11 protein-coding genes are annotated in these 11,414 nt (G+C 63.0%); 3 read left to right on the top strand and 8 right to left on the bottom strand.

Features of this window, described 5'->3' with window-relative positions; genetic code table 11:
- Positions 1 to 8: 8 nt before the first annotated feature.
- The 4 genes from arsB to E4F25_RS07150 are packed head-to-tail and all read right to left on the bottom strand — an operon-like array spanning position 9 to position 2,261.
- The gene (gene arsB / locus E4F25_RS07165; protein ID WP_181168292.1) at positions 9 to 1,040 is read right to left on the bottom strand and encodes an ACR3 family arsenite efflux transporter; all 1,032 of its coding nucleotides are present in this window, start codon (positions 1,038 to 1,040) and stop codon (positions 9 to 11) included.
- The gene (locus E4F25_RS07160) at positions 1,037 to 1,462 is read right to left on the bottom strand and encodes an arsenate reductase ArsC (RefSeq protein ID WP_246069805.1); all 426 of its coding nucleotides are present in this window, start codon (positions 1,460 to 1,462) and stop codon (positions 1,037 to 1,039) included. Before E4F25_RS07160 ends, arsB begins: the two co-directional genes overlap by 4 nt.
- Positions 1,435 to 1,923 carry an ArsI/CadI family heavy metal resistance metalloenzyme gene (locus tag E4F25_RS07155; RefSeq protein ID WP_140909483.1) on the bottom strand — a complete coding sequence of 163 codons (489 nt, stop codon included), beginning with the start codon at positions 1,921 to 1,923 and terminating at the stop codon, positions 1,435 to 1,437. The genes E4F25_RS07160 and E4F25_RS07155 overlap by 28 nt, the downstream gene beginning before the upstream one ends.
- Complete coding sequence (locus tag E4F25_RS07150; RefSeq protein WP_140909482.1) at positions 1,920 to 2,261, bottom strand: ArsR/SmtB family transcription factor; 342 nt, start codon at positions 2,259 to 2,261, stop codon at positions 1,920 to 1,922. The genes E4F25_RS07155 and E4F25_RS07150 overlap by 4 nt, the downstream gene beginning before the upstream one ends.
- 137 nt (positions 2,262 to 2,398) lie before the next feature.
- Here E4F25_RS07150 and aceE point away from each other — a divergent pair, with 137 nt between their 5' ends.
- The 3 genes from aceE (at position 2,399) to E4F25_RS07135 (ending at position 6,501) form a co-directional block, all read left to right on the top strand.
- Positions 2,399 to 5,086: a pyruvate dehydrogenase (acetyl-transferring), homodimeric type gene (aceE, locus tag E4F25_RS07145; RefSeq protein WP_140909481.1), complete on the top strand. Its 2,688-nt coding sequence runs from the start codon at positions 2,399 to 2,401 to the stop codon at positions 5,084 to 5,086.
- Between the two features lie 112 nt (positions 5,087 to 5,198).
- A complete protein-coding gene (locus E4F25_RS07140; protein ID WP_140909480.1) occupies positions 5,199 to 6,089 on the top strand; it encodes a hypothetical protein in 891 nt (296 codons plus the stop codon).
- 16 nt (positions 6,090 to 6,105) lie between these two features.
- A complete protein-coding gene (locus tag E4F25_RS07135; RefSeq protein ID WP_140909479.1) occupies positions 6,106 to 6,501 on the top strand; it encodes a hypothetical protein in 396 nt (131 codons plus the stop codon).
- Positions 6,502 to 6,554: 53 nt separating this feature from the next.
- Here the strand turns inward: E4F25_RS07135 and E4F25_RS07130 are convergent, their stop codons facing one another.
- From E4F25_RS07130 to dcm, 4 genes are all read right to left on the bottom strand, one after another.
- Complete coding sequence (locus tag E4F25_RS07130) at positions 6,555 to 8,129, bottom strand: GmrSD restriction endonuclease domain-containing protein (protein ID WP_220433194.1); 1,575 nt, start codon at positions 8,127 to 8,129, stop codon at positions 6,555 to 6,557.
- 86 nt (positions 8,130 to 8,215) lie between these two features.
- The gene (locus E4F25_RS07125) at positions 8,216 to 9,586 is read right to left on the bottom strand and encodes a type II restriction endonuclease (protein ID WP_140909477.1); all 1,371 of its coding nucleotides are present in this window, start codon (positions 9,584 to 9,586) and stop codon (positions 8,216 to 8,218) included.
- A 149-nt stretch (positions 9,587 to 9,735) separates the two neighbouring features.
- Positions 9,736 to 10,161 carry a very short patch repair endonuclease gene (locus E4F25_RS07120; RefSeq protein ID WP_140909476.1) on the bottom strand — a complete coding sequence of 142 codons (426 nt, stop codon included), beginning with the start codon at positions 10,159 to 10,161 and terminating at the stop codon, positions 9,736 to 9,738.
- A gap of 31 nt (positions 10,162 to 10,192) precedes the next feature.
- Positions 10,193 to 11,407 (bottom strand): DNA (cytosine-5-)-methyltransferase, encoded by a 1,215-nt coding sequence (gene dcm / locus E4F25_RS07115; protein ID WP_140909475.1) that lies wholly within the window; start codon positions 11,405 to 11,407, stop codon positions 10,193 to 10,195.
- Positions 11,408 to 11,414: the final 7 nt, after the last annotated feature.

The raw sequence follows: 11,414 nt of genomic DNA, 5'->3' as shown, positions 1-11,414 counted from the left end.
CCGCGTACCTAACCCGCGGCGCGCGCCCCGTACCACCCCCTGGTCGCGTTCACGATCCGGACCACCGACAACATCACCGGCACCTCCACCAGGACGCCGACGACGGTGGCCAGCGCCGCGCCCGAGTGCACGCCGAATACGCCGACCGCGGTGGCCACGGCCAGCTCGAAGAAGTTGCTGGCGCCGATCAGCGCCGATGGCCCGGCGACGCAGTGCGCGACCCCCAGCCTGCGGTTGAGCCAGTACGCCAGCCCCGCGTTGAAGTACACCTGGATCAGGATCGGCACCGCCAGAATGGCGATGATCAGCGGCTGCGCCAGGATCTGCTGCCCCTGGAAGCCGAACAGCAGCACCAGCATCACCAGCAGCGCGAGCAGCGACAGCGGGTGCAGGCGCTGCAGCAGCGCCGCCAGCGCGGCCTCGCCTTGCCGCCGCAGCAGCCAGCGCCGCAACGGAACCGCCACCGCCACCGGGACGACGATGTACAGGCCCACCGACGACAGCAGGGTCGACCACGGCACCGAGATGGACGAGATCCCCAGCAGCAGCGCGACCACCGGCGCGAACGCGACGATCATGATCAGGTCGTTCAGTGCGACCTGGCTCAGCGTGAACCGCGGCTCGCCGTCGCACAGGTGGCTCCACACGAACACCATGGCGGTGCACGGCGCCGCCGCCAGCAGGATCAGGCCGGCGATGTAGGAGTCGATCTGCGCGGCGGGAAGCTGGTCGGCGAACACGTTGCGGATGAAGATCCAGCCCAGCAACGCCATCGAGAACGGCTTGACCGCCCAGTTGATGAACACGGTGACGCCGATGCCGCGCCAGTGCCGGCGCACCTCGCCCATCGCGGCGAAGTCGATCTTGAGCAGCATCGGAATGATCATCAGCCAGATCAGCGCCGCGACCGGCAGGTTGACGCTGGCGAACTCGGCGGCGGCGACCCGGGCGAAGGCGTCGGGGAACAGGGCCCCGAGCCCGATGCCGGCCGCCATGCACAGCCCGACCCAGAGCGTCAGGTAGCGCTCGAAAATGCTCACGAAGACGCCAGCAGTTCGCGGACCCGGCGCGAGATCTCGTCGCGCACGGCGCGGTAGCCGGCGTCGTCCAGGTCCTTCGGATCGGGCAGGTTCCAGTCCTCGCGTCGGCGCGCCGGCACCCATGGGCAGCTATCGCCGCAGCCCATGGTGACCACGGCATCGAATTCGCCGGTCACCTCGTCCAGCGACGTCGACGCATGCGTGGACAGGTCGTAGCCCAGCTCGGCCATGAAGCGCACGGCCCGCGGGTTGACGCGCCCCGAGGGCCGCGAGCCGGCGCTCAGGGCCTCGACGCCGTCGCCACCGTGGATGCGCGCGAACGCTTCCGCCATCTGGCTGCGGTTGGAGTTCTCCACGCAGACGAACAGCACGCGTTTCCTTGCGCCTGCGACCATCAGCAGCAGCCCGACTGCGGCGCGCAACAGGACGCGCCCTGGTCGGCTTTCGGCGCGACGCTGGCGATGTCCGGGCTGCAGGAGGCGCCGTCGGTCGCGCAGGGGGCGTCGCCGGCGTGGTAGGTGGTGGCGTCGCCGAGGGTGTGGAAGGTCTCCCAGCGCGTGCCCTGCGGATCCTCGGTCCACAGCTTGTCCGACTGCGCGTAGCAGCAGATCGTCGCCTCCTCCGGCACCACGCTGCCGCCGGCCGCGTCGAGGCGGCGGCCGAGCGCGGCCAGCGCTTCGCCGCTGTCCGCCTGGATGCCGAGGTGGTCGATGCCCGGCGCGCGGCCGGTGTTCGAGATCGCGAAGTTGACCCGCGGATCCTCGAGCATCCACTTGGCGTAGTCGTCCTTGAGCACGGAGGGTTGGGTGCCGAACAGCTCGGTGTAGAAGCGGACGCTCGCCATCAGGTCGGCGACGTTGAGGTGGACGTGGAAGCGGTTCATGGCCGTGGGTCCTTGTTTCGCGGGGAGCAGGTGCCCGCCGGCCCGCAGTCCCCGGCGCCGGCGCAGCAGTTTTCGGTGAGGAAGGCGAGCAGCGCATCCATGCGCGCGTAGTCGGCGCGCACGCGGATGACGCGGCCCTCGCGTTCGTCGCCGACCATGCCGGCGGCGCGCAGCACGTTGAGGTGGGCGGTCAAGGTGGCCGCGGGCAAGTCCAGGCGTTCCCGCAGCTCGCCCACGGACAGGCCGTCGGGGCCTGCCTGCACGAGGGCGCGGAACGCCGCGAGGCGGGACTCGTGGCTGAGCGCGGAGAGGGCGGCGAGGGCGTCTGGCGTCTGCATGATTCGATAATTCCAGAATAATCGAAGTAATGTCAACACCCGGGTGAAATTAAATCCCGGATCAAAACTTCCAATAAATCGCCCGGGTCCAATTGAACAGTCGGTCGCGACCAGTGTTTGCGGGCTAGAATCCCCCCATGAACCAGACCAACGAGCTCCTCCGCGAAGACCCCGATCCGATCGAGACCCAGGAGTGGCTCGAATCCATCGAGGCGGTCCTCGACCGCGACGGCCCCGCCCGCGCCCACCAGCTGCTGGAGAACATGGTCGAGGTGACCCGCCGCGCCGGCGCCAACCTCCCGTTCTCCACCACCACCGAGTACATCAACACCATCCCCGCCGGCCAGGAGGCCAGGACCCCCGGCGACTCGGCGATGGAATGGCGGATCCGCTCGCTGATCCGCTGGAACGCGATGGCCATGGTCGTCGCCGCCAACCGCCGCCCCGGCGAGCTCGGCGGCCACATCGCCACCTTCGGCTCCAGCGCCACGCTCTACGACGTCGGCTTCAACCACTTCTGGCGCGCGCCGTCCGAGGACCACCCCGGCGACCTGCTGTACATCCAGGGCCACGGCTCGCCCGGCATCTACGCGCGCTCGTTCCTCGAGGGCCGGATCAGCGAGGAGCAGCTGCACAACTTCCGCATGGAAGTGGACGGCAAGGGCCTGAGCTCCTACCCGCACCCGTGGCTGATGCCCGAGTACTGGCAGACCGCCACGGTGTCCATGGGCCTGGGCCCGATCGCCGCGATCTACCAGGCGCGCAACTTCAAGTACCTGGAAGCGCGCGGGCTGATGCCCAAGTCCGACCGCAAGGTCTGGTGCTTCCTCGGCGACGGCGAGACCGACGAGCCCGAGAGCCTGGGCGCGATCTCCGTTGCCGGCCGCGAGGGCCTGGACAACCTGATCTTCGTCATCAACTGCAACCTGCAGCGCCTCGACGGCCCGGTGCGCGGCAACGGCAAGATCATCCAGGAGCTGGAAGGCAACTTCCGCGGCGCCGGCTGGAACGTGATCAAGACGATCTGGGGCAGCTACTGGGACCCGCTGCTCGCGCGCGACACCGGCGGCCACCTGCGCCGGGTGATGATGGACACCGTCGACGGCGAGTACCAGAACTGCAAGGCCTTCGGCGGCGCGTACACGCGCGAGCACTTCTTCGGCAAGACCCCGGAGACCGCCGCGCTGGTCGCCAACCTGTCCGACGACGACATCTGGCGCCTCAATCGCGGCGGCCACGACCCGCACAAGGTCTATGCCGCGTACCACGCCGCGGTGAACACCAAGGGCATGCCGACCGTGATCCTGGCCAAGACGGTCAAGGGCTACGGCATGGGCAAGGCCGGCGAGGCGCTGAACCCCACGCACGGCACCAAGAAGATGGACGACGAGGACGTCAAGGCGTTCCGCGACCGCTTCCAGATCCCGGTGACCGACAAGCAGCTCGAGAACGGCCAGGTACCGTTCTACCACCCGGGCAAGGACTCGCCGGAAGTCGAGTACATGCTCGAGCGCCGCCGCGCGCTGGGCGGCTTCCTGCCGCAGCGCCGGCGCAAGGCCAAGGAGCAGCTGGAGGTGCCGCCGCTCAAGACCTTCGAGCGCCTGCTCAAGGACACCGGCGACCGCCACATCAGCACCACCATGGCGTTCGTGCAGATGCTCAACATTGCACTCAGGGACAAGCAGGTCGGTCCGCGCCTGGTGCCGATCGTCGCCGACGAGGCGCGCACCTTCGGCATGGAAGGCCTGTTCCGGCAGATCGGCATCTACGCCCCGCACGGGCAGAAGTACAAGCCGGTGGACGCCGACCAGCTCATGTACTACCGCGAGGACGCGGCCGGGCAGGTGCTGCAGGAAGGCATCACCGAGGCCGGCGCGTTCGCGAGCTGGCTGGCCTGCGCCACCAGCTACAGCACCAACGACCTGCAGCTGCTGCCGTTCTACATCTACTACTCGATGTTCGGCTTCCAGCGCATCGGCGACGCGGCCTGGCAGGCCGGCGACATGCGCTCGCGCGGCTTCCTGCTCGGCGCCACCGCCGGCCGCACCACGCTCAACGGCGAAGGCCTGCAGCACGAGGACGGCCACAGCCTGGTCCAGGCCGGCTTGATCCCGAACGTGCGCAGCTACGACCCGACCTTCGCCTACGAGGTGGTGACCATCATCCAGCACGGCATGCAGCGCATGCTCGCCGAGCAGAAGGACGAGTACTGGTACGTGACCCTGATGAACGAGAACTACGCGCACCCGGCGATGCCGGAAGGCAGCGCGGAAGGGATCCTGAAGGGGATGTACCTGTTCAAGGACGCCGGCAAGGGCAAGAAGGGCGAGCTGCGGGTCCAGCTGATGGGCTCGGGCACCATCCTGCGCGAGGTGATCGCGGCGGCGGAGCTGCTGGAGCAGGACTTCGGGGTCAAGGCCGACATCTGGTCCTGCCCGAGCTTCAACGAGCTCGCGCGCGACGGCCAGGACGTCGAGCGCCACAACCGCCTGAACCCGACGGCCGAGCCGCGCAAGGCCTACGTCACCGAGCTGCTGGAAGGCCGCCAGGGCCCGGCGATCGCCGCGACCGACTACGTGCGCGCCTATCCGGAACAGATCCGCGCCTTCGTGCCGATGCGCTACACCGTGCTCGGCACCGACGGCTACGGCCGCAGCGACACCCGCGAGAACCTGCGCCGGCACTTCGAGGTGAGCTGCAACTACATCGCGCAGGCGGCCGTCGCGGCGCTGGCCGCGGAAGGCAAGCTCACCGCCAAGGACGTGGCCAAGGCCAACGAGAAGTACGGGATCGACGGCAGGAAGCCGAACCCGATCGGCGTCTGATCCATCCAGATGCAGGACGAAGAGGGCGGCCGGTTGGCCGCCTTTTTCGTTGTAGGCTAGGGGCCGGGCGCCGGAAGCGCGCCCGTCGGGGAACCTGGACAGGGAGAAGTCCATGCACGGAAGCAAGCGTATTTGCCTGGCCCTCGCGCTGGCGTGCAGCGCGCTCGTGGCCGGCGGTTGCAGCAACCTGGGCGCGGTGCGCGAGTTCGCCGCCAGCTCGGCGCGGATGACCGACTACCGCGCCGCCACCGACCACTACCTCGACAGCGCCGACCGGCAACTGGCCGAGTTGCCCGCCGCCGAACGCTTCGACGGCACGCGGCAGCACCTGCAGGCGCTGAAGCAGGTCACCGCCCACGACAAGGCCACGCTGCTCAGGCTGCACGCCACCACCACCGGCTACATGCGCGCGCTGGCCCAGCTCGCCGGCGCCGACGCGTACTCGGTGTCGCCGGAAATCGGCAAGGTGGCCCGCGCGATCGAGACCTCCGAGGCGCTCGGCATCGACAAGGACCACGTCGACGCCTACGCCAACATCGCCCGGCGCGTGAGCAACTGGGCCCTGGCCGCCAGGCAGGCCAGGGACGTCAGGCACCTGCTCACCGAGAACGGCGCCGACATGGACAAGCTGCTGGAGGCCATGCAGCGCGCCACCGAGGCCTACGGCATCGTGCTCGAGCAGGAGATCGCCTCGTACGACGCGCTGGCCGACTACCGCCGCGCCCAATGGACGGCCGAGCTCCCCGGCGACGCAGCGCTGACACCCGAGCGCCGCGAAGTCATCGCCACCCTGCTGCGCCGTTCCGAGCTGGCGGACAGGGAAGCGCAGCGGCAAGCGCGCAAGGCGCAGCGGGCTGCGGCGCGGGGGCTGGAGCGCGTACGGCAGGCCCATGCGGAGATGCTCCGGAACGTGGACAGGCTGGACGCCGACCAGGTGCAGGAGCTCCTGCGCGCCGCGGCGGACGACCTGAAATCCATCCGCGAAAGCATCGAAGCGCTATAGGGAAAGGAGCAAGGACATGGAAGCCAAGCTGGGGAAAGCCGGGAAGCAGGCCTTCAGGATCGCCAACCTGCTGGACGATGCCGCCGACGCCCTCCGGAAGCGGAGCAGGCGGGCCTACCGCGAGGGCCGGATGAGCCTGGAGGAATACATGGAGGCGCGGGCGAAGGAGCTGGAGTTGCGGGCGGAGGCGTCGGTGGTTGTGGCTAGCGATTTGAGTGGGGTGCTCGAGGAGGCATCCGAGGCGGGGGAGAACATCGAGTGGGCGATTCGGAATGCTAAAGGGAGGATAGAGCGCGTCCGAACACTCGAGAGCCGGCTAAAAGTCGCGGCGCTGCTGATCTCCTTGGCTGGGGCTTTAGCGTCTGGAAATGTCAGACAGGTATTGAAGGCTGGTAAGGCATTGGCGGACTAACGCGATGATGCCTACGCCCGCCACTTGGGTTCACTGTGCGAATTGGAGCCATTTCAACTGGGAGTCTGGGCAATCGGCTCACCATTTTTTGCTAACTCTTTGTAACTTTGATTGCAGTAAGGATGGGTCATCTGACAATTGTGCTCGTCGCCTGCCCCACCGTGCTTTTTGTCAGTAATGTGGTCGTAAGAGACGGATTTGCTTGGATCCAAATAACCGTTGCAGATCGGGCACTTGATGGCTGACGCGAGCGCTGTTCGCAAAAAAACTGCGCTCTTGGTGTCAGCGGAAAAATTCTTGGGGCCCTCGGCCTCTTTGCCGAGCACAATTTTTCCGATCAGTCCTGCATCTCCTACTAATGTTTGCTCGGTAATGGTTTCCCCCCTGCAGAGCCGCTTTATGGTTCTGTCAAGTAGGTCAGCGTAGCGATCCACTCGACGATTGCTAATCGTTTTCTGGAGAATGCTGGCAATAAGTTCCTTGTGAGTGATCAAAATCGATTCAAGCTTCTCGCGTGCCGCCGTAAAGCTTACGAAAAACTGCTTGTCGTTGTTAGCTAGTTTCCTGCCTATAAGTTTGCAAGTTCCAAGGAACATTGAGCTCGCATGCCGACCCGAAGGGCCATAAAAGTAAATGGCCGGAAGCAAACCTAAGCTGCCACCGGAGTTGCCGGTCACTCTCTTTGCCAAACGCAGGGCCTGTTCCAGGGCGCGAACCGTTGCGTCGCCCGTGACGTCGTCTTCCTGGTCGCCAACCTTTGACGGCTGTTGCTGCTGATCTTGGATGGCATATAAGACAAACTCGATGAGCACTTCCAAGGCCGTACGTACGCCACGAGATCCACCCAAAGGGAGGTCGAGAGTCTTGATGGGCGTAGAGACCTCCGGTTCGAACAAGGTCTTATGCAGTGCGCTTGCCATGCTCTCAATTCTTTGCTTATTGCTATCGCCAAAGCTCGACCAATACTTGTGGCCCATTCCTGCTCGGATGACCGCTCTCGCGGCTATAGCAATAGGCTTCTTTCGATTTGATAGAAGTAGATGCTCGATGTTGTCTAGTGGCGTACCCTTGGTATTGATTTTAAAAAATGAGGCTTCGGCCTTTTCTGCATTGCCGGGGACCCACTGAATAGTGAGCGCCCTTGAGGAAATTACCTGTAGCTTCCGTAGCTCATCTTGGCTTGTGTCTTTCGACTTCATTTGTGCTTGCACGTGCTGCCAGCTCCCCACGCTCTTGGCAATTCGTTTGCGCACCTGCTCGGCGGCAGAACGTTGTTCAGCTGAGATCGCTTCAGCGCCGAAGAAGTTGAGCGATGTTGGGCCGTCGCCGTAATCGTCCTCCACCCACGCCTTAAGCACGCTAAGTCGGTGCCCTCCGTCTATTACGAATAGGTGGGACGATGACTTCCAAAGAATTACGGAAGGGATCAGGTCTCCATTTACGAAGCACTCGAGCAGCGACACAACCTGCTCAGGAGACCAGTGGTTTGTCTCCCGCTGAAAATCCGGTTTGCGAAGAGCTGCCGCAATCATGGCATCGCTTGTCAGATCGCGAAGGCCGATGGTGTTGATTGTTTCGTAAGTGGCTTCGGTCGAGTCTTGTGCGGCAAAGTCTGCACGCTTGATCATCGCGTCCAAATTAACCAGCCTGCTTCGACTTGCCATCTCTCGCCCTCGTTCAAATATCAAGGAAAATGTGCTGTCAATTAGCTCGTTTACGAAGCCACTAGGAATGGCCGCAGTTGGCGAATGTGTGTGTCAAAAAACTCTCGGAATGAAAGAACGTTATCCTGTTCTCGGTAGTACGCCTCATCGCTGCTTTTGAGTGATTCTGGGACGACAAGCTGGATGCCCGCGTCTGCCATCTCGCGGATTGAGTTGATCGCGACTCGATCATCCACGGTGGCAAGAAATACTTCGCAGTTTAGGCGTTCGCTTGACACTTGCTTCCAACGTTCCCGCAGCGTTGTCTTTGCGGCTAGCACCAGCGCGTCCAGTGAGTTCCGTTTGCGGTCACGCAAGGTTTTCAGGTCAGGCATCACGAAGTCAGGTCGCCGCCCTCCAGTAACCGCCTGCTCTACGAAGCGTATGCGACCCGCCGCAAAGCAATTGGCGATGTGATACTCGAAAGAGCGACCTGCCCGGGTCTTTCGCTGCTGGCTGGCGCTGAGAAACACCCGGTCGATGTCGGCAAACCGGTGCACTATGGTGGTAACCAAATCGTTGCCGTTTGCCACAATCGCTAGAAGCTCGGCTGCGCGCCGCCGAAGTTCGTACCGACGGTACAGACTGAACTCGACGTCGCGGCTAATTGCCATGATGGCATCACCGGGATTTGGAAGCGACCAAGGGTCGAGACTGTCTAGCCCGCGCGCCTGAAGCCAGCTTTCCCGAGCCTCGGTCGCAATGTCCGCCGGTTCTGGGATGCCATATTCGCGTAGAATCGTCTCAATTGAACCAGTACGGATCGCGTGCTGCAGGCGATCGATGAGTTCTTGCTTCTCGTCCTTCTGAAGTTGCGCGGCATCTGCGAAACACGTTGCATCGAAAAGCCTGTAGTGGAAGTCAGAACGGAGGTCGAAAACTGTCTCGAGAAGCTCGGCCTCCTCGCTAGCGGAGTCTAGAACGACAATCCAATAATGGCACCCTGCTGTTTGGTGCTTGAAGCGGCCTGTGAGCAACAGGGATGCTGGGGTGAGAGATTGAAACAGCGGCTTGGGTAAGCGCGTGAAGTGAGCTTCAGAGCCTTTATTGCTGTAGTGCCGAATATTGGAGTGGGTTGTTTCTCCAGTTTGCGGCCACAAAACATCGCAATTGGCGCGGAAGATGTGAGGCTTATCTGGGTTGTCGGCTACGAGCGTTGGGAAGAATCCGGCCGTCCTAATATGATGGGGAACGTAAAAGCCAGCTTGATGTTTTCCGGCGTCATCGGCCCACGAGGTGTCATTGCGCGACAGCTTCTTCACAAACAGCTGATCGCTGATGTCGGCGAGTGCTTGAATCTTCCACCAAAGCGACGATCCGTCGGCTGCCGACTCGGCTACGCCCACTGTCGGTAGCAAGTCCAAGCTTTGCTGTGAATTCATCGATCCCCCTAAGCGCTGACGCGCTCTCCAAGTCGCCTACGGCTAGCGCCCGCCGCGCTGTTGCTTCCTAGGAGCACATGCCAAAAAGGCTTCTCCCGCGGCTCCACCGAACTCAGATTGGTCTCACAATATTCCCGACGGATTCGACCTCAAGAGCTGCGAATGCATTCTGCCAGCTTGTCGAAGAATCTGGAACGCAGATCCTCACTCGCGCCTCTCAGCGAGCACTCCCACACCACCAAGGTGCGCCAGCCAAGATCTGCCAACTGCAAAAGAACACGCGAGTCGCGCTCCGTGTTCGATTCGATCTTCTGCCGCCAGAAATCAGGGCGTGTCTTGGGTAAACGGAAAAGCGGGCATGAGTGGCCATGCCAAAAACATCCGTGCACGAACACAGCTGTCCGGAAGCGTGGAAACACAATGTCCGGTCGGCCTGGAAGACCTGCGCCCCCTAAACGATATCGGAGGCCCCTGGCGTGCAGCGCCCGACGGACCACTTGCTCCAGCTTGGTATTAGAGCCGCGAATGCCGGACATCATCCGGCTTCGGGTTGCCTGATCCACGATATCGGCCATGCGGCCGATGATAGGCGCAGATAGCTCCAGGTCAGGCGAGAGTCAATTCACGCTGCTCACTCGAGGCAGGGTCTCTCAGGATCAACTCCATCAGCCGGGGCACCATGATCCGGGCAACCTCCTGGATCACAGGGACAACCACGCTGTTCCCGAACTGCTTATAGGCCTGGGTGTCGCTCACCGGGATCTGGAAAGAATCCGGGAACCCCATCAAACGCGCGCATTCACGCGGGGTAAGTCGGCGGGGTCTCTTGCGGGGGCCTTGGGAGACGAGGATCTCCGAGCCGTCCTTGTAGTACCTGGCTGACAGCGTCCGTGCAACCGAATCCTCGGTCACCAACCCATAGCCGAAGCCGTTACCTGCAGCCTTGTGCTTCGCTGCGTAATTCTTCAGGTAGGTCCAGAGCTTGGGGCTGAGCGTGTAGCGATCGTCGATTTCTTCTGCGGGGAGCAGGATGTCTTTCATCCGCTTCGTGCAATCGGGGAGACGCAGGTCCTCCCACGTGAATCCGGCGGGCTCACGGAATCCTACGATGATGATTCGCTCCCGGTGCTGGGGCACGAAGTGCTGGCCATCAATGACCTTGTAATGCACTTCATAACCCAGCTCTTCCTTGAGAACCTGCAGGATCGTGCGGAACGTATTTCCCTTGTCGTGGGAGACAAGGTTCTTCACGTTCTCGAGGAGGAAAGCCTTTGGCTTCTTCGCTGCGATGATCCTGGCGACGTCGTAAAAGAGCGTCCCCTGAGTTGTGTCCGCGAAGCCGTGGGGACGGCCCAAAGCATTCTTCTTGGAAACGCCAGCAATGCTGAAAGGCTGGCAAGGAAACCCGGCAAGCAGCACGTCGTGATCCGGGACGTCCTCTGCCTCGACACGAGTGATATCTCCCTCAAGAACATGGCCTTCTTCGTGCGGGAAATTGGCGAGGTATGTCTTCTGGGCGAACTGGTTCCACTCACTGGTGAAAACACACCGTCCGCCGTGGCGCTGAAAGGCATAGCGGATGCCGCCGATGCCTGCGAACAGATCGATAAAGGTGAACGAGCCATCGTCATTGGCGGGGGCAATGATCAGCGGAAGAAGCCGCTGCCGGATGGAGTCTTCCCGGTGCGGAGGAACTGACTCGCTGATGCGCCAGCGACGCAAGGTGCTCTGGTTTACGTCCAGGATCCTCGCGATTTCCTGATAGGTGTGGCTGCTGCGTGCTTGCCTGATCAGTTCGATCGGCTTCAGTTCGGCATTCATCTGCTCG

Source organism: Cognatiluteimonas lumbrici (assembly GCF_006476065.1).
GTDB lineage: Bacteria > Pseudomonadota > Gammaproteobacteria > Xanthomonadales > Xanthomonadaceae > Cognatiluteimonas > Cognatiluteimonas lumbrici.
Note: the sequence above shows the minus strand (reverse complement) of the source record. Positions and strands in the feature narration are given on the sequence as shown.